At 59.0% G+C, this 21,701-nt stretch carries 21 protein-coding genes and 1 tRNA gene; 14 read left to right on the top strand and 8 right to left on the bottom strand.

Annotated features, from left to right (window positions below; translation table 11 throughout):
* Positions 1-19: 19 nt before the first annotated feature.
* Genes ispG through prfA form a run of 3 tightly spaced genes read left to right on the top strand, consistent with a single transcriptional unit; the run spans position 20 to position 3,461 of the window.
* Positions 20-1,141 carry a flavodoxin-dependent (E)-4-hydroxy-3-methylbut-2-enyl-diphosphate synthase gene (gene ispG, locus GM608_RS04885; protein WP_043559955.1) on the top strand — a complete coding sequence of 374 codons (1,122 nt, stop codon included), beginning with the start codon at positions 20-22 and terminating at the stop codon, positions 1,139-1,141.
* Entirely contained in the window at positions 1,141-2,391 is a 1,251-nt protein-coding gene (gene hisS / locus GM608_RS04880; RefSeq protein ID WP_086441698.1) for a histidine--tRNA ligase, read from the top strand. Before ispG ends, hisS begins: the two co-directional genes overlap by 1 nt.
* The gene (gene prfA, locus GM608_RS04875) at positions 2,388-3,461 is read left to right on the top strand and encodes a peptide chain release factor 1 (protein WP_249109532.1); all 1,074 of its coding nucleotides are present in this window, start codon (positions 2,388-2,390) and stop codon (positions 3,459-3,461) included. The genes hisS and prfA overlap by 4 nt, the downstream gene beginning before the upstream one ends.
* A 21-nt stretch (positions 3,462-3,482) precedes the next feature.
* On the opposite strand, the gene GM608_RS04870 is transcribed toward prfA, so the two are convergent.
* Positions 3,483-3,971: a hypothetical protein gene (locus tag GM608_RS04870; protein WP_333645131.1), complete on the bottom strand. Its 489-nt coding sequence runs from the start codon at positions 3,969-3,971 to the stop codon at positions 3,483-3,485.
* Between the two features lie 50 nt (positions 3,972-4,021).
* Between GM608_RS04870 and prmC the strand changes: the two genes are divergently transcribed.
* Both prmC and GM608_RS04860 read left to right on the top strand, forming a co-directional pair.
* Positions 4,022-4,861, top strand: a complete 840-nt coding sequence (gene prmC, locus GM608_RS04865) for a peptide chain release factor N(5)-glutamine methyltransferase (protein WP_154981401.1) — start codon at positions 4,022-4,024, stop codon at positions 4,859-4,861.
* A 200-nt stretch (positions 4,862-5,061) separates the two neighbouring features.
* Positions 5,062-5,520, top strand: a complete 459-nt coding sequence (locus GM608_RS04860) for a DUF4167 domain-containing protein (RefSeq protein WP_081563211.1) — start codon at positions 5,062-5,064, stop codon at positions 5,518-5,520.
* Between the two features lie 176 nt (positions 5,521-5,696).
* On the opposite strand, the gene GM608_RS04855 is transcribed toward GM608_RS04860, so the two are convergent.
* Positions 5,697-5,771, bottom strand: a tRNA-Met gene (locus tag GM608_RS04855).
* 182 nt (positions 5,772-5,953) lie between these two features.
* Between GM608_RS04855 and GM608_RS04850 the strand changes: the two genes are divergently transcribed.
* Positions 5,954-7,159 carry a mechanosensitive ion channel family protein gene (locus tag GM608_RS04850; RefSeq protein WP_081563210.1) on the top strand — a complete coding sequence of 402 codons (1,206 nt, stop codon included), beginning with the start codon at positions 5,954-5,956 and terminating at the stop codon, positions 7,157-7,159.
* 58 nt (positions 7,160-7,217) lie between these two features.
* Here the strand turns inward: GM608_RS04850 and GM608_RS04845 are convergent, their stop codons facing one another.
* From GM608_RS04845 to GM608_RS04835, 3 genes are all read right to left on the bottom strand, one after another.
* Positions 7,218-8,759: an amino acid permease gene (locus tag GM608_RS04845; protein ID WP_333645130.1), complete on the bottom strand. Its 1,542-nt coding sequence runs from the start codon at positions 8,757-8,759 to the stop codon at positions 7,218-7,220.
* A gap of 114 nt (positions 8,760-8,873) precedes the next feature.
* Complete coding sequence (locus GM608_RS04840) at positions 8,874-10,376, bottom strand: APC family permease (protein ID WP_086431440.1); 1,503 nt, start codon at positions 10,374-10,376, stop codon at positions 8,874-8,876.
* Positions 10,377-10,507: 131 nt separating this feature from the next.
* Positions 10,508-11,368 (bottom strand): undecaprenyl-diphosphate phosphatase, encoded by an 861-nt coding sequence (locus GM608_RS04835; protein WP_043559970.1) that lies wholly within the window; start codon positions 11,366-11,368, stop codon positions 10,508-10,510.
* Between the two features lie 165 nt (positions 11,369-11,533).
* Here GM608_RS04835 and GM608_RS04830 point away from each other — a divergent pair, with 165 nt between their 5' ends.
* The gene (locus tag GM608_RS04830) at positions 11,534-11,992 is read left to right on the top strand and encodes an MlaD family protein (protein WP_043559972.1); all 459 of its coding nucleotides are present in this window, start codon (positions 11,534-11,536) and stop codon (positions 11,990-11,992) included.
* Positions 11,993-12,052: 60 nt separating this feature from the next.
* Here GM608_RS04830 and GM608_RS04825 read toward each other — a convergent pair whose 3' ends face one another.
* Both GM608_RS04825 and GM608_RS04820 read right to left on the bottom strand, forming a co-directional pair.
* The gene (locus GM608_RS04825; protein ID WP_043559974.1) at positions 12,053-13,117 is read right to left on the bottom strand and encodes a D-alanine--D-alanine ligase; all 1,065 of its coding nucleotides are present in this window, start codon (positions 13,115-13,117) and stop codon (positions 12,053-12,055) included.
* A gap of 3 nt (positions 13,118-13,120) precedes the next feature.
* The gene (locus GM608_RS04820; RefSeq protein ID WP_086431524.1) at positions 13,121-13,666 is read right to left on the bottom strand and encodes a DedA family protein; all 546 of its coding nucleotides are present in this window, start codon (positions 13,664-13,666) and stop codon (positions 13,121-13,123) included.
* Positions 13,667-13,816: 150 nt separating this feature from the next.
* Here GM608_RS04820 and GM608_RS04815 point away from each other — a divergent pair, with 150 nt between their 5' ends.
* From GM608_RS04815 to GM608_RS04785, 7 genes are read left to right on the top strand one after another with little or no spacing between them, the layout of a single operon-like run.
* The gene (locus GM608_RS04815; protein WP_043559976.1) at positions 13,817-14,839 is read left to right on the top strand and encodes a lytic transglycosylase domain-containing protein; all 1,023 of its coding nucleotides are present in this window, start codon (positions 13,817-13,819) and stop codon (positions 14,837-14,839) included.
* 57 nt (positions 14,840-14,896) lie between these two features.
* Positions 14,897-16,183, top strand: a complete 1,287-nt coding sequence (locus GM608_RS04810; RefSeq protein ID WP_043561153.1) for a D-alanyl-D-alanine carboxypeptidase family protein — start codon at positions 14,897-14,899, stop codon at positions 16,181-16,183.
* Complete coding sequence (gene tmk / locus GM608_RS04805; protein ID WP_043559977.1) at positions 16,170-16,826, top strand: dTMP kinase; 657 nt, start codon at positions 16,170-16,172, stop codon at positions 16,824-16,826. Before GM608_RS04810 ends, tmk begins: the two co-directional genes overlap by 14 nt.
* Positions 16,827-16,849: 23 nt before the next feature.
* Positions 16,850-17,758: a DNA polymerase III subunit delta' gene (locus GM608_RS04800; protein ID WP_103765613.1), complete on the top strand. Its 909-nt coding sequence runs from the start codon at positions 16,850-16,852 to the stop codon at positions 17,756-17,758.
* A gap of 51 nt (positions 17,759-17,809) precedes the next feature.
* Entirely contained in the window at positions 17,810-19,351 is a 1,542-nt protein-coding gene (metG, locus tag GM608_RS04795; protein ID WP_333645129.1) for a methionine--tRNA ligase, read from the top strand.
* Positions 19,348-20,133: a TatD family hydrolase gene (locus tag GM608_RS04790; RefSeq protein ID WP_081563204.1), complete on the top strand. Its 786-nt coding sequence runs from the start codon at positions 19,348-19,350 to the stop codon at positions 20,131-20,133. Before metG ends, GM608_RS04790 begins: the two co-directional genes overlap by 4 nt.
* Positions 20,130-20,918, top strand: coding sequence for an MBL fold metallo-hydrolase (locus GM608_RS04785; protein ID WP_081563203.1), 789 nt, complete (start codon positions 20,130-20,132; stop codon positions 20,916-20,918). Before GM608_RS04790 ends, GM608_RS04785 begins: the two co-directional genes overlap by 4 nt.
* Positions 20,919-20,935: 17 nt before the next feature.
* Here the strand turns inward: GM608_RS04785 and GM608_RS04780 are convergent, their stop codons facing one another.
* Positions 20,936-21,379 carry a hypothetical protein gene (locus GM608_RS04780; protein ID WP_043559988.1) on the bottom strand — a complete coding sequence of 148 codons (444 nt, stop codon included), beginning with the start codon at positions 21,377-21,379 and terminating at the stop codon, positions 20,936-20,938.
* Positions 21,380-21,701: the final 322 nt, after the last annotated feature.

Genomic DNA, 21,701 nt, shown 5'->3' with positions numbered 1-21,701 from the left:
GGACCCGGAGAGGTTATTGATGAGCAGTTTACGTCCCTATCAGCATATTGAACGCCGTAAATCACGGAAGATCTATGTTGGTAATGTTGCCGTTGGTGGCGATGCACCTGTTTCGGTGCAGACCATGACCAACACGCTGACAACGGATATCGAAGGAACGATTGCTCAGATCCGCAAGGCCGAAATGGCCGGTGTGGATATCGTCCGTGTATCCTGCCCCGATGAGGCCAGCACGAAGGCCCTGAAAACCATTGTGGAAGAAGTCAATGCGCCGATCGTGGCGGACATTCACTTCCATTACAAACGGGCTATCGAGGCAGCGGCGGCCGGTGCGGCCTGCCTGCGCATCAATCCGGGTAACATTGGCAGTGCCGATCGTGTGCGTGAGGTCGTCAAGGCAGCGCGTGATCATGGCTGCTCCATCCGTATTGGCGTCAATGCTGGGTCTCTGGAGCGGCATCTGCTGGAGAAATATGGCGAGCCGAAGCCGGAAGCACTGGTGGAAAGTGCGCTGGAACATGCGAAGATTCTGGAAGATCATGACTTCCATGAATTCAAGATCAGCGTGAAGGCTTCTGACGTTTTCATGGCCGTGGCGGCCTACAAGCAGCTGGCAGAATGCTGTGACCATCCGCTGCATATCGGCATTACGGAGGCTGGCTCCAAGCGGGCGGGGACGGTGAAGTCTGCCCTCGGGCTGGGCAATCTGCTCTGGGCTGGTGTAGGTGACACGATGCGCGTTTCCCTCTCTGCTCCTCCAGAAGAAGAGGTGCTGGTGGGCTGGGACATTCTCAAATCGCTCGGCCTGCGTCACCGTGGTGTGAAGATCATTTCCTGTCCGTCCTGTGCCCGTCAGGGTTTCAATGTGGTGGATACGGTCCAGACGCTGGAGGACCGTCTTCAGCACATCAAGACACCGCTGACACTTTCCATCATCGGCTGTGTGGTTAACGGGCCTGGTGAGGCGCTGATGACGGACATCGGTGTGACAGGTGGCGGGTCTGGTCGGCACATGGTCTATGCAGCGGGCAAGCAGGACCATACCATGCCGGCTGAGAACATGATCGACCATATCGTGGAGCTGGTGGAAGCCCGTGTGGCTGCCATTGAGGCCGGAACGGCCGAGAAGGCAGCGCACTGATGGCACGGTTTCAGCCGCCACGGGGGACGAGGGATCTGCTGGGCGAGGAGATGCGTCGCCACCAGCATGTTGTTGGTACGGGCAGGACGGTCTTCCGCCGTTATGGTTTCAGCCAGTGGGCCACCCCCATTTTTGAGGACACCCATGTTTTTGCCCGCTCTCTGGGGGAAAGCTCGGATGTTGTTTCCAAGGAAATGTATACGTTCGAGGATCGGGGAGGGGAGAGCCTGACCCTGCGTCCGGAGGGAACGGCGGGTGTGGCTCGTGCGCTGGTTTCCAATGCGCTGACACAGGCCCTGCCACAGAAGATTTTCTATACGGGCCCAATGTTCCGCTATGAACGGCCGCAGAAAGGGCGCTTTCGTCAGTTCCATCAGATCGGTGCGGAGCTGATCGGTGCGGAAAGTGCCTTCCGTGATGCCGAGATCATCGCCATGGCCCGGGACTTTCTGGTCTCGCTTGGTCTGGCGGATGATCTGCGTCTGGAGCTGAACACGCTGGGTGACAAGGCCAGCCGCATGGCATGGCGGGAGGCTCTGGTGGCCTATTTCCGCCAGCATGAGGATCGCCTTTCCGAGGACAGCCGGTCACGGCTTGAAATCAACCCGCTGCGGATTCTGGACAGCAAGGCAGAGCAGGACAGGGCCCTTCTGGCCGATGCACCAGCTTTTGATGACTATCTCAATGAGGAATCCCGTACATTCTGGGAGGAGCTGAAGGCTGGTCTGAAGGCTTTCGGCGTCTCTTTCGTGGAGAATCCCCGAATTGTTCGTGGGCTGGATTATTACAGCCATACCGTATTCGAGTTTGTTACGGACAAGCTTGGTGCGCAGGGGACCGTTCTGGCCGGTGGCCGGTATGAGGGGCTGGTTGAAGAAATGGGCGGCCCTGCCGTGCCCTGCATCGGCTGGGCCGCTGGTGTTGAACGTCTCGCCGCTCTGATTGATGCTCCGGCTGAGGAGGTCAGTGATGTGGCCATCCTGCCGATGGGAGAAGCTGCCCTGCTCAAGGCCGCTTCCATTTCCCGGGCGTTGCGGGATGGTGGTCTGGCTGTCTCGATCGAGACACGGGGCAACATGAAGAAACGCATGGACCGTGTTGTGCAGTCCGGGGCGACACATGCGCTCTTCCTGGGGGATGATGATCTGGCACGGGATGTCGTGCAGCTGCGTCATCTGGCATCACGGGAACAGGAAGAAGTGCCCGTGACGGACATCCTTGTTATCCTGGAGCGTGCCCGAGCCTCATGAGTGCGGCTATGGAGCATAAGCTGGAGCAGATCATTGCCCGCTTTGAGGAAATGCAGGCAATGATGGCCTCTGGTGAGGCCAGTGGAGATGAGTTTGTCCGTCTTTCCCGGGACTATGCTGCCATGGAAAAACCTGTGGCAGCCATCCGGGCGTGGCAGGCTGCTCAGAAGCGTCAGAAAGAGGCGCAGGCTCTGGTGCAGGACCCGGAGATGAAGGAGCTTGCCCAGCTTGAGCTGGAAGAGGTCGAGGCCGTGATGCCCGCTCTGGAGCAGGCCATGCAGCTGGCGCTTCTGCCTCGGGATGATGCTGATGAACGGAGCGCCATTCTGGAGGTCCGCCCCGCTGCCGGTGGGGATGAAGCAGCGCTGTTTGCGGCAGAACTCTTCGAGGCCTATCGTCGGTTTGCCGAGAGCAATGGCTGGCGTTTCGAGGTCATGTCCCTGACGGAAAGTGAGCTTTCTGGCATCCGGGAAGGCATGGCCACCATTACAGGGCGAGGCGTGTTTGCCCGTTTCAAATATGAGTCCGGCGTGCATCGTGTCCAGCGTGTCCCGGCGACAGAAAGCCAGGGACGCATCCATACATCTACCGTTACCGTTGCTGTGCTGCCGGAAGCGGAAGAGGTTGATGTGCAGGTAAATGAAGAAGACCTGCGGATTGATGTGTTCCGGGCCTCCGGTGCAGGGGGACAGCATGTGAACAAGACGGAGAGTGCTGTCCGTATCACGCATCTGCCGACAGGTGTTGTCGTGGCCATGCAGGAAGAAAAAAGTCAGCACCGCAACAAGGCCAAGGCCATGCAGATTCTGCGGGCCCGCCTGTATGAGGCGGAACGGCAGAAGGCGCATGACAGCAGGGCAGCCGACCGTAGATCCCAGGTTGGTACAGGAGACCGGTCTGAACGGATAAGAACCTACAACTTCCCCCAGGGGCGGGTGACAGATCACCGCATCAATCTTACTCTGTACAAGATTGATCAGGTCATGGGTGGCGAGTTTGACGAGATTGTCAGCGCCCTGACCCACCATGAGCAGATGGCCCTGCTGGCGGCGGAAATCGGCAGTTCCTGACAAGTCCCCTGGGCAGGGTGATCAGCTGTTGGAGGAGAGGCAGCGGGAGGAGTTGCCGTTGTGGTGATCGGTAGCAGCCGGATCGTTTTCATCCATCAGGAAGAAATCTCGGAAATTTTCGCTACCCACGGCTTCGAAATAATGGCCGTCCGGATTATGGAGGACACCATCTCCGCTCACGTCCCGTGTTTCGGCCTTGCCATCATGCATGACGGTAACGGTGCCGCAAAGAGTATAGGGAATATCAACACGGCCCAGAGGCAGAGGGATCACGGCACTATCATCAGCATGGGCGAGGTCAAGGCGGAATGTCGCTGCCAGATGACCATTGAGATAGAGGCGTGTCGACTCTGACACCTCATCGGGCGCACGTCCGTCATGAACGGTGAAACTGCCCCCCGTTGGTCCATCCGGCATGGGCCCGACAGTTTCACCCTTTGCGGCTGGCAGCATCAGGATGCCGAGGCAGAGTGAAACAGGCAGGGAGTGCAGGAAACGGGCTATGGTCATCGTCTGGTTTTCCTGGATGATGGGAGGCGACAGGTCAGGGAATGAAATTCATGCGTAAAATAGACCTTTTGCAGCAGGCCGGGGAGAGGCTTTTTCAGGCCGGGATTGAAGAGGCAGCATTCGAGGCTCGCTTGCTGCTCTGCTGGGCCTGCGGGTGGACCCGGATGGAGCTGATGCAGCATGACGAAATTCCGGCCGAGGGTGTGGACCGCTTCCAGCGTGCCATTCAGCGCCGCAGCCAGCGGGAGCCGGTTGCCTTCATTACCGGGGAGCAGGGCTTCTGGACACTGGATTTTCACGTCTCACCGGAGACATTGATCCCCCGGGGCGATAGTGAGACCCTGCTGGAAGCGCTGCTGGACCATAAGCCGGATCGTCAGTCTGTCAGATCCATTCTGGACCTTGGAACGGGCACAGGCTGCCTGCTTCTGTCTGCTCTGAGTGAATATCCACGAGCCTGGGGGTTGGGTGTGGATATTGCTCCCGCCGCCGCCGCCCTTGCCCGACGGAATGCAGGCCGCAATGGCCTGTCGGACCGGGTGGCTTTTATGGCGGGAGACTGGGCTGCTGCGGTGGGAGGGCGTTTTGATGTCGTGTTGTCCAATCCTCCCTATATTGAACATGCGGACATGGCCCATCTGATGCCTGATGTTGCGGCATATGAACCGCATCGGGCTCTGGATGGGGGAGATGATGGCTTGGTGGCCTATCGCATCCTGTGCCGGAGCCTGCCACATCTGCTTATGCCGAACGGGTGTGCCGTGCTGGAGCTGGGGATGGGACAGGCAGATGCTGTCACAGAACTGGCCGAAGCGGAAGGACTTGCGGTGCTGGAGTGCCGGAAGGACCTGGGAGGTGTGGAGCGTGCCCTGGTGCTTGCCTTTTCTTAGGAAAGCAGTTGGCTTATGGGCTGATGCCTGATAGATTGCCGCAGGAAGATACAGGGGATGGACAGCGTTACGGTGATGGCTGTCGGTCAGGCGGTAAAGTGTCGTTTCCTCTGGGAGTGATGTTTCTTCGGACAATATGGGAAGAAACGGCAGATTGGCTGCTGAAGGCGCCATTGTGACAAGATTGCAGGTTTGAAAATATGAAGCGAATGAGGAACCGTCATCATCGTTCAGGCGGCGGTGGAGGAGCATCCCGTGGCAATAATGGTCAGATTCCTCTGAACCGGAACCATGTTTTTGAGAGCAACGGGCCTGATCTGCGCATTCGTGGCACTGCCCAGCAGCTGTTCGAAAAATATCTTCAGCTGGGTCGTGATGCCACCGGTACCGGGGACCGGGTGCAGGCGGAAGCCTATTTCCAGCATGCCGAGCATTATTTCCGTATGCTCAATGCCATGAATCAGGCAGCTCAGGCGGCCCAGCAGGAGCGTGCCGAACGGCAGCGCAATTATGAGCAGACACGTCAGGAGCGCCGGGAACGTCAGGAGCATGAGGACGAGGCGGCAGCTCCGGCCCCGGTGAGTGAGCGTCGTCCGTCCGAGCGTCGTCGTCGTGCTGAAAAGCGTGATGAAGAGGCCGAGCAGGACAGCGAGGACTGAGGCCACTTTCCCGACCGTACGGCACCAAGAGAGGGCGGGTTGGCTCAGGTCAACCTGCTTTCTTTTTATGGGCTGTCAGTGTTCTGAAATTATGGGGAAGATATCTGCCAGCGCCAGATGCACGGCATCCGCAACAGCTCATTCAGCAAATTTTCAGGGGATGGGAGAAGGGAAGATGGTAGCGGCGGACGGATTTGAACCGCCGACCAAGGGATTATGATTCCCCTGCTCTACCGCTGAGCTACGCCGCCATCATGTCCTTCAGGAGGCATCTGCCTTCCGATGAAGGTGCTTTTATGGCAGGCAGATGAGGAAGTCAACAGGGAGGTGGGCTATCTTCATGTTTTTTTGTTCTTTTCTATTCACTTCCTGAGGAGAGGCTGTCATTTTTCGCTGACAGCCTGTTACACCTTCAGTCAGAGGGCTTTTCCTTTTGTCCCAGCATTTCACAAACATCCTCTTTGCGTTCAGCAATGCGCTTTCCTGGTTGCCACCTGCGATCGTATCGATCCTGATGCTCGTGATCGTTGGTCTGACAGCGTTTTATGCCGGACACGGGGCGAGTGCGCTGATCCTGCGTATTCCTGGTACACGCAGCGGGGCGATGATCCGCAACACCGTCAGCGTGTTGCGTCGGCCCATGCAGGTCATGGTTACATTGCTGGTCCTTCTGGCAGCGCTGCCAGCGGCCACGGGCTTTTCATATGAGGAGGAGCAGAATCTCAGGCTGTTCTTTTTCTTTCTGCTGATTCTGGTTTTCGGCTTTTCTCTCATCAGCATGTTCCGCCTGATGTCAGAGGCATATCTGAATCGTCTGGCACGGTTGGATTATGCGGATGACATCATGGCCCGTGCTCATCAGACACAGATCAAGGTGCTGCGGCGGCTTGGAGAGATTCTCATTGGCCTTGTGACGGTTGCTTCGGCCCTGATGCTTTTTCCGTCTGTCAAACAGTATGGTGTGTCCCTTTTTGCTTCTGCCGGAGCGGCCTCGCTGATTGTTGGTCTCTCGGCGCGGGGACTTCTGACGAACCTGATAGCGGGGGTGCAGATCGCCATCACCCAGCCCATCCGGATGGAGGATCTGGTCGTCATCAATGGTGACTGGTGTTGGGTGGAGGAAATCACGGCAACGTATGTCGTGCTGCGTGTCTGGGACTGGCGACGCCATATCGTGCCCATTTCCTATTTTCTTGAAAATCGCTTTGAAAATTGGACGCACAACTCGGCCGCCATAACCGGCGTCGTGTTTCTCTGGCTTGATTATGATGCCCCAATGGATGAAATCCGGGATATGCTGAGGGAGATCGTGCGAAGCTGCCCGCTCTGGGATGGCAAGGTGTTCGATGCCCAGGTGTCGGACTGCACAGATCAGGCCATGTCGGTCCGTGTCATTGCCAGTGCCCGCAATGCCATGCAGAGCTGGGATCTGCGTTGTGACATTCGGGAAAAAGCCATTGCCCGCATCCGGGCGGAGTTCCCGCAGGCGCTGCCACGGCGGCGTGTTGCGTTCGTTTCGCCGGAAACAGGGGCAAAACTGGATGTGACAGACCCGGATACCCTTTTGTCTCCTCCAGTACATCGCCCGCCACCGGGCAGTTACATGGGGCCCGGTAGCAGGGCCGATGGGCGCAGATAGTGTGGCGAAGGAGGGTCCCCCATCAGTTTCGGGCAAGTCAGGACTGATGGGGGCGGTATTATTCTGCTGAGGCTGACGGATTGGCCATGCGGGAGTTGTGATACCCGTAGAAGCGATAGGTCAGCGCACCGATCAGGAAGTAGGTGACCAGCAGAATGACGGGAACAGGATTGCCGCCCAGCAGGGCGTGGATCATGTTGAAGATCAGTGGCAGGATCATGATCAGGCAGAAAATGATCCCCAGAACAGGCGTAAGGCCAATCCAGAATCCCCGGATACGGATTCCTCCCAGTGGCACGCTGAAGGGGCGCCGGGTATCGGCAGCATAATTGCGCTGCCAGATGACCGTAAAGCAGACCATGGCGAAGGCCAGTGCTGTCCCGAGGGAAACGAGATCGCTGATGATGTCGATGGGCAGGGTGGCTGTCATCAGGGCAATGATGGTCCCCATGATGAATGTCCCACGGGCTGGTGTGCGGTAGCGCTTGTGGATCCTGCTAAAGACGGACGGGATGAGCCCGTCCCGCCCGGTGGTCAGCAGGATGCGGGACTGACCATACATCAGGCCCAGCAGGACGGAAGAAAGGCCGATGGTGGCGCCGCCATTCACCAGCAGGGCCAGCCACGGTTTGCCCATGGCCTGTGTGGCAACGGCCAGGGGGTCAGCCACATTCAGCTTGCTGTAGGGCACGATTCCCAGCAGTACGGCTGCTACGGCAACATAGATCAGCGTGCAGATCAGCAGGCTGCCAATGATGCCGATGGGAATGTCACGTGTTGGATTGCGGGCCTCTGATGAAGCAGTGGAAACGGCTTCGAACCCTCCATAGGCAAAGAATATGATGGAGGCTGCCCGGAAGATGCCAGCCACACCAAAGTGGAAATGGGCCTGGGCCGGTGGAATGAAGGGGAACCAGTTGGCCGGGGTGATGTAACTGACACCGATGATGAGGAAGAGGAACAGGACACCAATTTTCAGGGCGACAACGAGAGAGTTGAAGCGGGCGGATTCTTCAACACCACGGGCCAGCAGGGCGGTTACCAGCAACACGGAGATGAAGCCGATCAGGTCCAGCCGGAATCCGGCTGTCAGCGCTGTTCCTTCGGAGCCGGGCACAGGCTGAAGGCTTGTCTGTGTCAGCCAGACTGGCAGATGGATGTTGAAAATGCCCAGCAGGGAGTTCATGTAGCCCGAAAGACCAGCCGCCACAGCGGTGCAGGATATGCCGTATTCAAGCAGCATCAGCCAGCTGACATTCCATGCTGCCCGTTCTCCCATGGAGATGTAGGCATAGGAGTAGGAGGAGCCGGATACCGGGAAGGTGGAAGAGAGCTCCCCATAACAGAAAGCCGTGAAGAGACAGGCTGCCGCCGCTACAAGGAAGGAGAGCAGCACGGCAGGTCCGGCATATTCAGCCGCCGCCGTACCCGTCATGACATAGACGCCCGCCCCAACGGTCGTTCCGACCCCCATGAGCAGAAGCTGCGTGGCTGTCAGACTTCTTTTGAGCGTGACGGAATCATTTTCTGCCGTGATCTGGCTCATGGTCTTGCGCCGTGGATCACGACGCCTGGAGGAGGAGGAGGAACGTTTACGCATAAAGAGGGTGGATCATCCAGAAATAGACAGCGGACTTGATGGATGGGCAGGTTGCCCCTGCGGCCATCCTCGCCTCGTAATCGGAAATGGAAACCATGCAGCAGCCTGCGCCCTTCAGGATGGAGGCTGCTTCATGGTCGAGTTATGCCGTCCATAGAACAGATAGGTCGCAAAACCCAGCCCTGTATAGAGGATGAAGAAGGCCAGCGGGATGATGTTACCCTGCAGGGTGACGTGCAGTATGTTCAGCCCCAGGGGAACAATCATGCAGAGGCAGAAGAAAATGCCCAGCATGGGCGTGATGCCCAGCCAGACCCCCCGGATGCGGATTCCTCCGAGTGGCACCTGAAAGGGCCGGTGTGTCTCCGGTGCCCTGTTGCGTTGCCAGATGACAGTGAAGCAGACGATGCTGAAGGCCAGTGTGGTGCCAATGCAGAGCAGATCCCCCAGCAGTGCGATGGGCATGGTGGCGCTCATCAGCCCCAGGATGAGGCCCAGCAGCAGCGTGGCCAGCCATGGTGTCCTGAAGCGTGGATGCACGACGCTGAAGATGCCCGGTAGAAGTCCGTCATGGCTGATGGCGTGGACCATGCGGGAAATTGCATAAAGCAGACCGATAAGAACGGAGAACAGCCCGACCGTGGCCCCTGCATTGATGAGAAAGGCCATCCACGGCTGATTCATGAGGCCCGTTGCGATGGCCAGAGGGTCTGGCACATCCAGCATCTGATAGGGCGCAATGCCCAGCAGTACGGCCGCCACGGTGACATAAACCAACGTACAGATGATGAGACTGCCGATGATGCCTATGGGCACATCCCTGGTGGGGTTGCGGGCTTCTGCCGCTGCGGTGGAGACGGTTTCGAAACCACCATAGGCAAAGAAGATGATCGAGGCAGCCCGGAAGATGCCAGCCACGCCGAAATGGAAATTCCCTTCCGAAGGCGGGATGAATGGGTGCCAGTAGGCAGGATGGAGATAGAACAGGCCAACCCCGACAAACAGTGCCAGCACGCCGATCTTGATGCTGACGAAGGCCGTGTTGAACCGTGCTGCGACCTCAATCCCACGGGTCAGGACCAGGCTGATGAACAGCATGACAACCAGGCCGATCAGGTTGAAGCTGGGATGAAAGGCCAGCAGGCCGGTACTTGAATGAGGGATGGACTGAAAGGTTGTCTGGGAAATGACAGCCGGAAGATGGATGCCGAACCCACTGAGCAGGGATGTCAGGTAGCCCGAAAAGCCGGCCGCCACGGCGGTACCGGCAATGCCATATTCCAGTATGAGCAGCCAGCCGGTCACCCATGCCATTTTCTCGCCCATGGAGAGATAGGCATAAGCATAGGCTGACCCGGAGACAGGGAAGGTGGAGGCCAGCTCCCCATAACAGAGTGCCGTGAACAGGCACGCCGCAGCGGCAATCAGGAAAGAGAGAAGGACGGAAGGCCCGGCATACTCTGCTGCCGCCGTCCCCGTGATGACGTACACGCCCGCTCCAATGGCGGTCCCCACGCCCATGAGCAGGAGCTGCGTGGCGCCAAGGCTGCGCTTGAAGTTATGCTGTTCACCAGCGGACTGTATCTGGGAGAGGGTCTTGCGGCGCGCCTTGTTCATGGCGTGGTCAGCTGGGGCATGAGTGTCACGATTCCTGCATAACGGGGCTGGAACGGTATGATACCGGAATGTTTTTATTCATGACTCCTTGGAAAGCCTTTGTAAATTATGCTTGCGGAGTTTTTCTGTGCTCAGGGGTGAAAATGGAGAAGGCAGGCGCTGCCAAGGCCGGCAAGGATGCAGTAAATGCCGAATCCTGTCAGGGTGTGCCGGTTGTCATCATGGAAGAAGCGCAGCAGGAGCCGGGAGCAGATGAGGGCCGTTACGCCAGCCACGACAGCGCCAATGAGGGACTGCGTGATCATGCTGCTGGAGAGATGGACATGGCGGAGCTGCCAGGCCTCTTTGGCCGTGGCTGCCAGAATGATCGGCTGGGCCATGAGCAGGGAAAAGCGTGTCGCTGTCAGATGGTCCAGTCCCCGCATCAGCCCACCATTAATGGTGGCACCGGAGCGTGATAGCCCGGGGAACAGGGCTAGACATTGCCAGAGGCCGATGATGAGGGCATCTTTCCAGGAGAGTTCCTGTGTCTGGTAGGCATTGTCCTGTTCATGCCGGAGGGCCCGGCGGCGCATGATCTCCGTCAGGATGAGCAGCAGGCCGTTGAGGGTCAGGAATCCTGCCACCATGAGCGGATTGGCAAAAACGAGCCGCAGGTGATGCTCAAACAGTCCGCCCATGATGACGGCTGGTATTGTGGCCACGACAAGCAGGCTGCACAGGTGGATCGCCTTGTTGCGGGTTCTGGCTGTCCTGCGGGGGGAGAAGAGGCCGAGCAGGATAGCCCGCCAGTCCCCCCAGAAGACATGCGCCAGAGCCACCAGCGTGCCGACATGCAGCATGGTCAGAAAGGGCAGGAAGGTCGGGCTGTGTTCATCCAGCGACCAGTGAAGGATTCCGGGCAGAAGGACGGCATGGCCAAGGCTGCTGACAGGGAAGGGTTCCGTGATGCCCTGGATGATGGCGAGGATGAAGGCCTGGAGATCTGTCATGCGGAACCATGGTCTGTCTGGAGGTGGGGGAGATTGAGGAAAAGCCGTGACGGATGCTGGTGGGAAAGTCCCATCTATGGTAGCGGTAACGTTCTGTTGTTTTTCATGAAATCAGCTTCTCCGGTCGCAAGGCTAGCAGACTGGGGCGTGAATTTCGAGGTATCTATGTGGGCGATCCTTAAAGGGCGTGGCGGAGCATTCATTGCCAGCAGCTGTGTTCTTCTGGCAGCCGGCGGGTTCGTTGCCTATGGGCTGGGCCTGCTGGAGGGGCCGGATCGCCACATGACAGGCTATCATGCGACATTCAGTTCCGCGAATGGTCTGGATGAGGGGGCTGACGTGGACCTTGGCGGTGTAACCGTGGGGCGTGTGCGTTCCATCACGCTGAATCCGGAAACCGCCATCGTGGACGTGCAGTTTGCCGTACGGGATGATCTGAAGCTCCCGCAGGATACGGCTGTGGCCATTGCGGCACCGACCATTGGCGGGGACAATGCCCTTCAGCTGCTGCCCGGCAAGGCAGGGCAGACATTGCCGGCTGGTGCCACCATTCTGGATGCCCATCCCCTGCTGTCTCTGGAGCAGCAGATCAGCAATTACATATTTGGTGCGGGCAGGCTTTAGGCTGTGTTTTCCCGCCGGGCGGCAAAGGACCGGCGGGGTCTGTCCCGGTTGTTGCCTGCCTCAGTCGTTGGTCGGGTAGGACGCCAGCAGGCGCCGCTGCTTCAGCCAGGAGCGGAGCATCCCCAGAATGCCGGAACTTTTCCAGCCTTCTTTCTTTTTTGCAGCACCGATGAGGAAGGCCTGCCGGTAATGGTAGATCTGGGTGCGGTAGGCTTCTATCAGAGTCGTGCGCCGGTCCCAGATATGGATGGCCTCTGACCCGACCCCATTGATCTCGATGATCTGAAAGTCTTCCCCACGCTTCAGAGCTTCTGGTGAAGCCATCTTGAGGTCGATCCGGCCGAAATGGAAGTCCGGTATGTCCAGCATGATGGCGTTGATGCGTTCCGTGAGTGCCGGAGTGACGTCCGGCCTCCCATTCCGGAAGATGGACCCCTTGCAGTGATTTCCGGCAAAAACCAGTGACAGCGTTTCTCCGGCGGGCAGAATCTCGGTTTCACGGCCACTGATACGGGGCAGATAGAGCTGTGGCACCTGTCGCATCCGGGGGTCGGCCATGATGAGCTCCTTGAGTGTGGAGCGACCATTGCCAGTCAGGACAGGGGCTTCCTTGTAAGTGAGGGAGGTGATGCGGCCGACAGGCTCATCAGGATGACGGATATAGAAGATGCCTGCTTCCATCGGGTAGGTGATGAGCTGCTGCACCATCAGGGCCACACCCGCCGGGAAGAGTGGCAGCACCTCGTGGAGCATGGCCAGGGAGGTGATCAGCCTCACTCCCGTACCGTTACAGCCGATGTCAGGCTTGAGCACGACCGGGAAGTCGATCCCCATTTCCTTCATGGCGGCCAGCACATCCCGGGCTGCATCAGCTCCGTTATGAATGATCCGATACGGGGCAATGGCCTCTCGGGCCGTGGGGCCGGCCATGTCCAGAATGGAGCTTTTGCTCTCGCCACAGAGGCCACCTGTTTCGATACGGGGATTGGCAGCCGTGGAGATGCTGAGGTCTCCATGACGTAACCCCATGAGAATCCAGTAGATGACGATGGGGGTATAGAAAATGCTGTCGGGCCAGAACTCGAAGAGGGACAGCGTCTTGTGATGGGAAGAAGGTGCTGTCATGGACTATGTGTTCCTACGTTGCAGGTGGCTGATGAAACGTCCCATCAGGAAAATGCAGAGGATGAAGCCGATGATTCCCGCCCAGCGCCAGCCACCCTGATGCGCCAGAAGCCACCCGCCAACATGCAGTGCCAGCAGGAAGAGCAGGCTTGTCCAGACCAGCGTTGCGCCTATGGCCGTCAGGGCGAAGGCCAGAAAGGGCGCACGGAAGAAACCGCAGGCCGTATAGAGCGGCAGGCGGCTGCCTGGAACAAAGCGGGAAATGGCCACAACCCCTATGATGTTGCGGGAGAACCACCGTTTTGCCTGCTCCTCGCTGGGGAGGGTCAGGAAACGGCGCAGGAACGTCCATCGGCTTCCTGCCAGACCGAGGGCATAAAGGCCCATGTCACCCAGGGCCACCCCGGCATAAAGGCTGCCAAGTGCCAGAGGGATGGAAATCTGGTTTCCTTTGGACGCAATGGCCGCCAGGACGGTTGCAACATCTTCCAGGATAAAGGTACCAAGGATGACAGAAAAGGCTTTCAGCCAGACAGGCTGGGACGCCATGATAGCGCTGATACGGATCACAAAGAACGGTCCTGGCTGTGGTTGGCGGGACTGTGCCATGAAATGCGTCTGTCCGCAATCGGCAGTGCCGGGTATATCGGGGCGTTCCTTTGGATGATGAAGGGGAGATCAGGCGTGATGGGAAGTGGAATGATGAAGAGGCGTCATTTTCTGGCTGCCACGGCGGGAGGGTTGATGATGGGCGGTCTGCCTGCCTGGGCAGGTGGTCGGGCGGTGGCCTCTCGGGGGACGGCTGATTATGCAGCGTTCCTGGGAGGTGTGCGGCAGCAGGCCCTGTCGGCTGGTGTGCCGTCGGCTATTGTGGAGCAGTCCCTTGCGCTGGCTCAGGCCCCCAATCAGGAGGTTTTGCGGCTGGACCGGCACCAGCCGGAATTTACCCTGACATGGGCGCAGTACCGTGCACGTGTGATCTCGTCTGCCCGGGAAGAAAAAGGGCGGCAGGCCTGGCAGAGGGTGCGGGGGACACTGTCGCCTTTGGGGCAGACGCTGGGCTGTGATGACAACGCCATCATGGGCATATGGGGGCTGGAATCAGGGTTTGGGGAGCATCAGGGCCGTTTTAATGTCATCGAGGCCTTGGCCACTCTGGCCTTTGATGGCAGGCGGGCTGCCTTTTTCCGTAGCGAGCTGATCAAGGCCATGCAGATATTGGCTCAGGGGGTCATCAGTCCGGCCAGCATGCTGGGCAGCTATGCCGGTGCCATGGGGCAGCCTCAGTTCATGCCGAGTGCCTATCTGCGTTTTGCGGCGGATGGTGATGGTGATGGAAAGGCGAATATCTGGAGTTCCGAAGCGGATGTTTTTGCCTCCATTGCCAATTACCTGGGACGGTCGGGCTGGCGGCGTGGTGAACCCTGGGGAGAAGAGGTTGTGGTCCCGCTGGGGAGCAATGGGCAGTTCACGGCTCTGGCTGCCACGAAATCCCGCCATGCCCCCGTGCATCCTGTCAGCACGTGGCAGGCTATGGGGGTGAGGCCGGTCCAGTCTTCCGGGTTCCTGGCACCGCAGGCTACGGGCAGCCTGCTCCAGCCGGATGGACCTGGTGGACAGGCCTTCCTCGTTTATCATAATTTCCGTGCGATACGGGCCTATAATCCTTCCGATTATTATGCATTGGCGGTCGGGATTCTGGGCGATAGGATGACCCGATAATCACGCCGTCCGGCATGGTGCCGGGTGGCCCGCATGGCGGGCATCGCAGGTTTTTTCATGAAGGCCCCGCCGGTATGGCGGGCATGCAGTGCGGGGATTGACGTGCAGACAAGACGTTCTCTCATGGGGGGAGTTGCCGGTTTTACGGCATGTTCCCTGCTGGCATCATCACGGGCCGGGCAGGCCGCCGGGCTGCACAGGCAGGGGCGGGGGCGTCCGGCAGGGCAGGTGAAGGAAGCAGGTCCGGCCACCGATTCGGTCGTGGGGGATGCCGTGACTCCAATGGGCCCCATGCCGACCTCTGCCCGTTGGGCCTATATTCTCGACAGCACGACGGGGACGGTGTTGCTGAGTCGCAATGCGGAAGAGCGGATGCCGCCATCATCCCTTACCAAGATGATGACGGCCTATGTCGTTTTTGCTTTTCTGGCCTCCGGGCGTATCCGGCTGGAGCAGGAATTCCCTGTCAGCTCCAGGGCCTGGAAGATGGAAGGTTCCCGCATGTTTGTCCCGCTTGGCAGTTCTGTCAGCGTGGAGAATCTGATCCGTGGCATGCTCATCCAGTCCGGCAATGATGCCTGTGTCGTGCTGGCGGAGGGGATTGCGGGGTCTGAAGAGCGTTTCGTGGCCTTGATGAACGAGGCAGCCCAGCGCATTGGCTTACGCAACTCTCATTTCATGAACGTGACCGGTCTGCCGGATGCCAGCCATTACATGTGCGCTCAGGATGTGGCCATGCTGGCGCAGCATCTCATTCGTGATTTCCCCCGTTATTACGGGTTCTTCGGGGAGAAGGAATTCACCTTCAACCATATCCGTCAGGGGAACCGCAATGTGCTGGTCGACAAGGGGCTGGCTGATGGTCTGAAGACTGGCCATACCGATGCAGGGGGGTTTGGCCTGTGTGCCAGTTCAGAACGGAACGGCAACCGTGTCATTGTCGTCATCAATGGGACTGCCTCTACCAATGAGCGTGCTCATGAGGGTGAACGGCTGATGAGCTGGGCATTCTCCAGTTTTGAGACGGTTCAGCTGCTGCACAAGGGGCAGGTTGTGGAGCCGGCCGCTGCCGTGTGGAACGGGGAGCATCGCACGGTTGGTCTGGCTGTTGCGGAGGATGTCAGCCTGACCATCCCTGTCGGCTGGTCCTCGAAAGTGCAGATCAGCGTGGATTATCCGTCCCCCATTCCGGCACCGGTGGCAGCGGGGCAGAAGTCTGGTCATGTTTCCGTTGGCCTGCCAGGTCAGCCCAGGGTCTATTCACCACTTTATACGGTGTCCCCGGTCGGTGAGCTTGGCTTTGCAGGGCGGATCCTGTCACGGTTCGGTCATGCTCCGCAGTAAGACCGGGGGAGTGTTCATTACATTGGAAGGGGGGGAAGGTGCGGGCAAAAGCACGCAGCTGGCCCGCCTTTCCGAGCAGCTGGAAGGCGCTGGTTTCCCGGTTTTCCAGACGAGAGAGCCCGGTGGGACGCCAGCAGCCGAAGCGTTGCGGAACCTGCTCCTTTTTGGGGAGGAGAGTTTCTGCTGGCAGGCGGAGATCATGCTTCATATGGCGGCCCGGGCGGATCACCTCGCCAAGGCAATCCGACCGGCTCTGGCAGAAGGGAAAATCGTCCTCTGTGATCGGTTCCATGATTCCACATGGGCCTATCAAGGGTATGGAATCGGAGAGGGCCGGGCAGAAGTTCTGGAGTATATCCGCTCCCTGCGGCAGGTCGTGGGAGGAGAGCCTGATGTAACGTTATGGCTGGACCTGCCCTGCGAAGTGGCCCGTCAGCGTATTTCCCGGCGGGGTGGAAAGCTGGACAGGTACGAGGGACAGCAGATGCAGTTTCATCAGCGTGTGCGGGCTGGTTTTCAGGATATTGCCGAGAAGGATCCTGCCCGCATCCGGCGGGTTGATGCCAGCCAGTCGCTGGAAGAGGTGCAGGCGCACCTATACGCTCTCGTGCGGCAGCATATGGCTGGAGAGGGCGCTGCGTGAGGGGGACCCCGCCTGAACCACGTTTGGCAGCCCATGTGTATGGGCATCAGGCAGCCATACAGCAGTTTGAAGAGTCTTTTGCGTCTGGCAGGCTGCATCATGCGTGGCTGATTTCTGGCCCGTCCGGTGTAGGCAAGGTGACATTGGCGTTCCATCTGGCCCGCAGGCTGCTGGGGGGCAGCGATCTGGAAAGTCCTGCTGGACGGCGCATCTCTGCGGGGACGCATGGAGATCTGTTGACGATTGCCCGGAAGATGGACCCCCGCAAGGGACAGCTGAAGGGGGAGATCACGGTTGCTGATGTCCAGCCCATCCAGAATTTTCTGCATCACACGGCCACGGAGGGTGGCTGGCGGGTCGTGGTCGTGGACGGGCTGGAAAGTCTGAACCGTTTTGCCGCCAATGCGCTGCTGAAGATTCTTGAGGAACCTCCGCCGAAGACCGCTCTCTTCCTGACGACCTCTTCACCGGGCACATTGCTGCCGACATTGCGGAGCCGTTGCCGTGTGCTGGCCCTGGCCGGGCTGGATGAGGCTGACATGAAGGCCGTTCTGCCTGACGTGCCGGATGATGTCCTGCATCGTGCCCATGGGTCTCCCGGTCGTGCCCTGTTTCTGGCACAGGACCGGGACGGCATCTGTGCCGGGCTGGTGGAGCGGGCATTGGCCGGTGAAGAGCTGGATCATGAAAATTGGGTGATCGTCAGCCAGATCGCTCGTGAAGCAGAGGGTTTTGCGTTAGTGTGCGATCTGCTAGGCGAGGCACTGGCCGGTCAGGCACGGGATGCCGCCTTTGCGGGAGATCTGCCCCGGGCAGCTCTCATGGCGGATCGGGCCGGGCGGTTGGGGCAGATGCGGATGCAGAGTGAGCGCTTCAGCCTTGACAGGGCCGAGGCCATCCGGGAAGTCCTTGCTCTGGCCCGCCAAGGGTAGCAGGCCCGGTTGTGGGTTTTGGTAAAATTTGGACGACAGGACAGATAGATCATGAAGCGGCATTTCACCATCACGACTCCCATTTTCTATGTGAATGGTGCGCCGCATATCGGCCACGCTTATACCTCCATCGCCTGTGATGTGATCGCCCGTTTCCATCGGCTGGATGGCAACGATGTTCTGTTCGTCAGCGGGACGGACGAGCATGGACAGAAGGTGGAGCAGAGCGCAAAGGCGCAGAATGTTCCTCCGCAGGATTTTGCGGACCGCATCTCCCAGAGCTTCCGCCAGATGCAGAAGGACATGGCGGTCCAGACGGATGAGTTCATCCGCACGACAGAAGCCCGACACAAGAAGGCAGCCCAGACCCTTTGGGAGAAGGTTGCCGAAAATGGTCATATCTATCTCGATGCCTATGAAGGCTGGTACTCCACCCGGGATGAGATGTTTGTCGGTGAGGATGAGATCACCCGGCATCCCGATGGCAGCCGGACGGCTCCCTCCGGTGCGCCGCTGGAGTGGGTGCGGGAACCATCCTACTTTTTCCGCCTTTCCGATTTTCAGGACAGGCTGCTGAAGCTGTATGAAGAAAATCCCGATTTCATCGGCCCGCATGGTCCGAAACGGGAGGTGGTCAGCTTCGTGAAGCAGGGGCTGCGGGACCTCTCCATCAGCCGGACCAGCTTCCGCTGGGGCGTGGAGGTGCCGGGTGACCCGGACCATGTCATGTATGTCTGGTTCGATGCGCTGGCGAATTATCTGACAGCCGTTGGTTACCCGGACATGAAGGATCCCCGGAATGTTCACTGGCCCGCCGACGTGCATGTGGTGGGCAAGGAGATCATCCGCTTCCACTGCATCTACTGGCCGGCCTTCCTTATGGCGGCCGGTCTGCCGCTGCCGAAACGGGTTTTCGCTCATGGCTGGTGGACGGTCGAGGGTGAGAAGATGAGCAAGTCTCTCGGCAACGTGCTGGACCCCAAGGCTCTGGCCGATGAGTTCGGGCTGGACCAGCTGCGCTTCTTCCTGATGCGGGAAGTGCCCTTTGGTGGGGATTCCAATTTCAGCCGCCGTTCCCTCATCACACGGATGAATGTCGAACTGGCCAACGACCTTGGCAATCTTGCCCAGCGGACGCTCAGTCAGGTGGCCCGCAATCTTCAGGGTGTCCTGCCGGAACGTGGTGCCCTGACAGAGGATGATGAGAAGATTCTGGCCCAGGCCACCCTGCTGCCGTCTCTCACACGCACGCATATCGAGCGTCTGGCCATCAGTGATGCGCTGGAAGATATCTGGAAGCTCATCCGGGAGGCCAATGCCTATATCGACCGGCAGGCCCCCTGGGTGCTGAAGAAGGAAAATCCGGCCCGCATGGCGGATGTGCTGCGGGTTCTGGTGGATGTGATCCGCACCGTGGCGACGCTCCTCCAGCCCTATATGCCAGATACGATGGAGAAGATGCTGGACCAGCTGGGTGTGGAGAAGGGCGAGCGTCATATCGCTGCGCTGGAAACACCACTGCCCGGTGGGCGTACCCTGCCCAAGCCACAAGGTCTGTTCCCCCGTTTCGTGGAGGAAGAGAAGGACGCATGAAGGGGCTGATTGACACGCACTGCCATCTGGACCGTCTGGAAGACCTCCCTGCCAGTCTGGATTTTGCCCGGCAGGCTGGTCTGGCGGGAATGGTCACGATCGGGACACGCTGGTCAGAACGGGCCAGGCAGAAGGCCCTGACGGAGCATGACAGTCCGGACCTGCGTATCTGGTGTGCGTTGGGCACACATCCCGATCATGCCCATGAGGAGGTTCTTCCCAGTCTTGATGACATGCTGGCAGAGCTTGAGGCTCCGCAGGTAGCGGCCATCGGAGAGTCTGGCCTTGATTATTTTCATGGCACGGAGGAGGTGAAACCAGTCCAGCATGCATCCTTCCGCCGTCATATCGAGGCAGCCCGTGTGACGGGTCTGCCGCTGGTCATCCATACGAGACAGGCGGATGATGACACCATCGCCATTCTGCGGGACGAGCATGAGAAGGGGGCTTTCCCTTTTCTGATCCATTGCTTTGCCTCCGGTCCGAAGCTGGCCGGAGCCGCTCTGGAGCTGGGGGGGTACCTGAGCTTTTCCGGGCTTCTGACCTTCAAGAAGTGTGAAGAAATCCGGAACGTGGCCCGTCATGCGCCGGAGGACCGTATCCTCGTGGAAACAGACAGTCCTTTTCTGGCCCCCGTTCCCAAGCGGGGCAAGCCGAACACGCCGGGCTATGTCGTGCATACGGCGGCTCGTCTGGCCGAAGAACGTGGTCTGACGGGTGAGCGGCTGGTGGAGATTACGCAAGCCAACACACGGCGTCTCTTCACACGGGTAGCCGTATGAAGATCACGATTCTCGGTTGTGGTGGCTCCGCTGGCGTCCCCATGATCGGGGGTGAGGAAGGGGCCGGAACGGGCCTCTGGGGTGCGTGCGATCCGACAGACAGGCGGAATCGCCGTCTGCGTTCATCCATCGTGATCGAGCATGAGGGGTTCCGTCTTCTGGTCGACAGTGGGCCAGACCTGCGGCAGCAGATGCTGGCAAACGGGCTGACCCATATTGATGCCGTGTTCTACACGCACGCTCACAGTGACCATATCGGTGGGCTGGATGAATTGAGGGCTGTCAATCGTGTGATCGGTCGGCCGATCCAGCTTCTGGCCACGGCAGAGGTTCTGGCCGAGCTGCGGCAGCGTTTCGACTATGCTTTCCGGCCGTGGGAGGGAGGCACCTTCTATCGTCCTGCTTTTGACGTGCAGGAAATTCCCACCCATGGCCCGCTGAAGGTCGGCCCGCTGGAAGGCTGCATCTTCCCGCAGAAGCATGGCTGGACGACAAGTCTCGGCCTGCGTCTTGGGTCGTTTGCCTACTGCACGGATGTTGAGAGTTTCCCCACAGAATCACAGGCCGTTCTGCATGACCTGTCCTGCTGGGTCGTCGGGTGCTTCCAGCGGGAGGCACATCCATCTCATGGCTGGTTGGGGCGTGTCATGGAATGGCGGCAGCAGTTCCGGCCCCGGCATACGGTCCTGACCCACATGGGGCCGGACATGGATTACGGCCAGCTCTGCGAAAGCCTGCCCGAAGACGTCCGCCCAGCCCGGGATGGCCTGGTCCTGACCCTCTGACTGGGGGAGACTGCCTGTCAGGCAGCGTTTAATCTGTCCCGTTCAAGAACCACAGGTTCAAGATGCACGCAGAAGAGCCCCCGTACCCAGCGGGGCATGGGTGGGAGGCCGACCCAGGCAGTTCTGGCCTGGTTGCTCTGTCTGGGAGAACGGGTGAGAGCAGAAGGAACGGGTAGAGACCATTCCTGAGCCCCCATGAACAGGATCACGTCTCTGATGGTCTGATCCAGCAGGGTAGTGGCCGTCATGTCCAGGAAGACATGAGGTGTTTCAGCGGGGAGAAGGAAGTTGAACCATCCCCTGTGGTGGTGTTGGCAGGGTATGACGTTGCCTGTCGGGCCGAGCAGGCGAAGTTCTGTTTTCATGGCAGGAGAAACCCAGAAGGGAGTCGTGTTGCCAGCCCGCATGTACTCATAACGGGCTGGATCCTTCAGAATGATTTCTGTCAGCGTTACCATCATGACCACTCCATCCTGAACAAGGCAGATTGCAGGGTCACTCTAGGAAGGTCATCTTGATAAAGCGTGAAGAAAGGAAAATCTTTTATCTGTTATCAGTCATTCTTATTGGTAAATAGCCAGTTTTTGCGGTCAATGCCCTGTAATCATGAGAAAAGCTGAAAGCAGGAACTCCCACTTTCACCTTTCTTGATAATCTCTCGCATGATTTCTGAAGAATCACGTCATTTCATTCTGGCGGATATATCTGCGGATACGTCACTTTCTCAGACGGGCCGGGAGGCTTGGGAGCCCCCGGTCGGCCGCAGGCGCTCAGTCCCAGCAG

The sequence above is a fragment of the Bombella sp. ESL0380 genome (assembly GCF_009725805.1).
Classification (GTDB): Bacteria; Pseudomonadota; Alphaproteobacteria; order Acetobacterales; family Acetobacteraceae; genus Bombella; species Bombella apis.
This window is presented reverse-complemented; position numbering and strand designations above follow the sequence as displayed.

What these genes read in the sequence shown, in the direction of transcription:
- hisS (WP_086441698.1), top strand. Translation starts at nt 1,141, where the DNA reads ATGGCACGGTTTCAGCCGCCACGGGGGACGAGGGATCTGCTGGGCGAG.
- GM608_RS04820 (WP_086431524.1), bottom strand. Translation starts at nt 13,666, where the DNA reads ATGGCGTCCCAGCCTGTCTGGCTGAAAGCCTTTTCTGTCATCCTTGGT.
- prfA (WP_249109532.1), top strand. Translation starts at nt 2,388, where the DNA reads ATGAGTGCGGCTATGGAGCATAAGCTGGAGCAGATCATTGCCCGCTTT.
- GM608_RS04845 (WP_333645130.1), bottom strand. Translation starts at nt 8,759, where the DNA reads ATGCGTAAACGTTCCTCCTCCTCCTCCAGGCGTCGTGATCCACGGCGC.
- GM608_RS04785 (WP_081563203.1), top strand. Translation starts at nt 20,130, where the DNA reads ATGAAGATCACGATTCTCGGTTGTGGTGGCTCCGCTGGCGTCCCCATG.
- GM608_RS04810 (WP_043561153.1), top strand. Translation starts at nt 14,897, where the DNA reads ATGAAGGCCCCGCCGGTATGGCGGGCATGCAGTGCGGGGATTGACGTG.
- GM608_RS04835 (WP_043559970.1), bottom strand. Translation starts at nt 11,368, where the DNA reads ATGACAGATCTCCAGGCCTTCATCCTCGCCATCATCCAGGGCATCACG.
- GM608_RS04790 (WP_081563204.1), top strand. Translation starts at nt 19,348, where the DNA reads ATGAAGGGGCTGATTGACACGCACTGCCATCTGGACCGTCTGGAAGAC.
- GM608_RS04780 (WP_043559988.1), bottom strand. Translation starts at nt 21,379, where the DNA reads ATGATGGTAACGCTGACAGAAATCATTCTGAAGGATCCAGCCCGTTAT.
- tmk (WP_043559977.1), top strand. Translation starts at nt 16,170, where the DNA reads ATGCTCCGCAGTAAGACCGGGGGAGTGTTCATTACATTGGAAGGGGGG.
- ispG (WP_043559955.1), top strand. Translation starts at nt 20, where the DNA reads ATGAGCAGTTTACGTCCCTATCAGCATATTGAACGCCGTAAATCACGG.
- GM608_RS04830 (WP_043559972.1), top strand. Translation starts at nt 11,534, where the DNA reads ATGTGGGCGATCCTTAAAGGGCGTGGCGGAGCATTCATTGCCAGCAGC.
- GM608_RS04870 (WP_333645131.1), bottom strand. Translation starts at nt 3,971, where the DNA reads ATGACCATAGCCCGTTTCCTGCACTCCCTGCCTGTTTCACTCTGCCTC.
- GM608_RS04860 (WP_081563211.1), top strand. Translation starts at nt 5,062, where the DNA reads ATGAAGCGAATGAGGAACCGTCATCATCGTTCAGGCGGCGGTGGAGGA.
- prmC (WP_154981401.1), top strand. Translation starts at nt 4,022, where the DNA reads ATGCGTAAAATAGACCTTTTGCAGCAGGCCGGGGAGAGGCTTTTTCAG.
- GM608_RS04825 (WP_043559974.1), bottom strand. Translation starts at nt 13,117, where the DNA reads ATGACAGCACCTTCTTCCCATCACAAGACGCTGTCCCTCTTCGAGTTC.
- metG (WP_333645129.1), top strand. Translation starts at nt 17,810, where the DNA reads ATGAAGCGGCATTTCACCATCACGACTCCCATTTTCTATGTGAATGGT.
- GM608_RS04815 (WP_043559976.1), top strand. Translation starts at nt 13,817, where the DNA reads ATGATGAAGAGGCGTCATTTTCTGGCTGCCACGGCGGGAGGGTTGATG.
- GM608_RS04840 (WP_086431440.1), bottom strand. Translation starts at nt 10,376, where the DNA reads ATGAACAAGGCGCGCCGCAAGACCCTCTCCCAGATACAGTCCGCTGGT.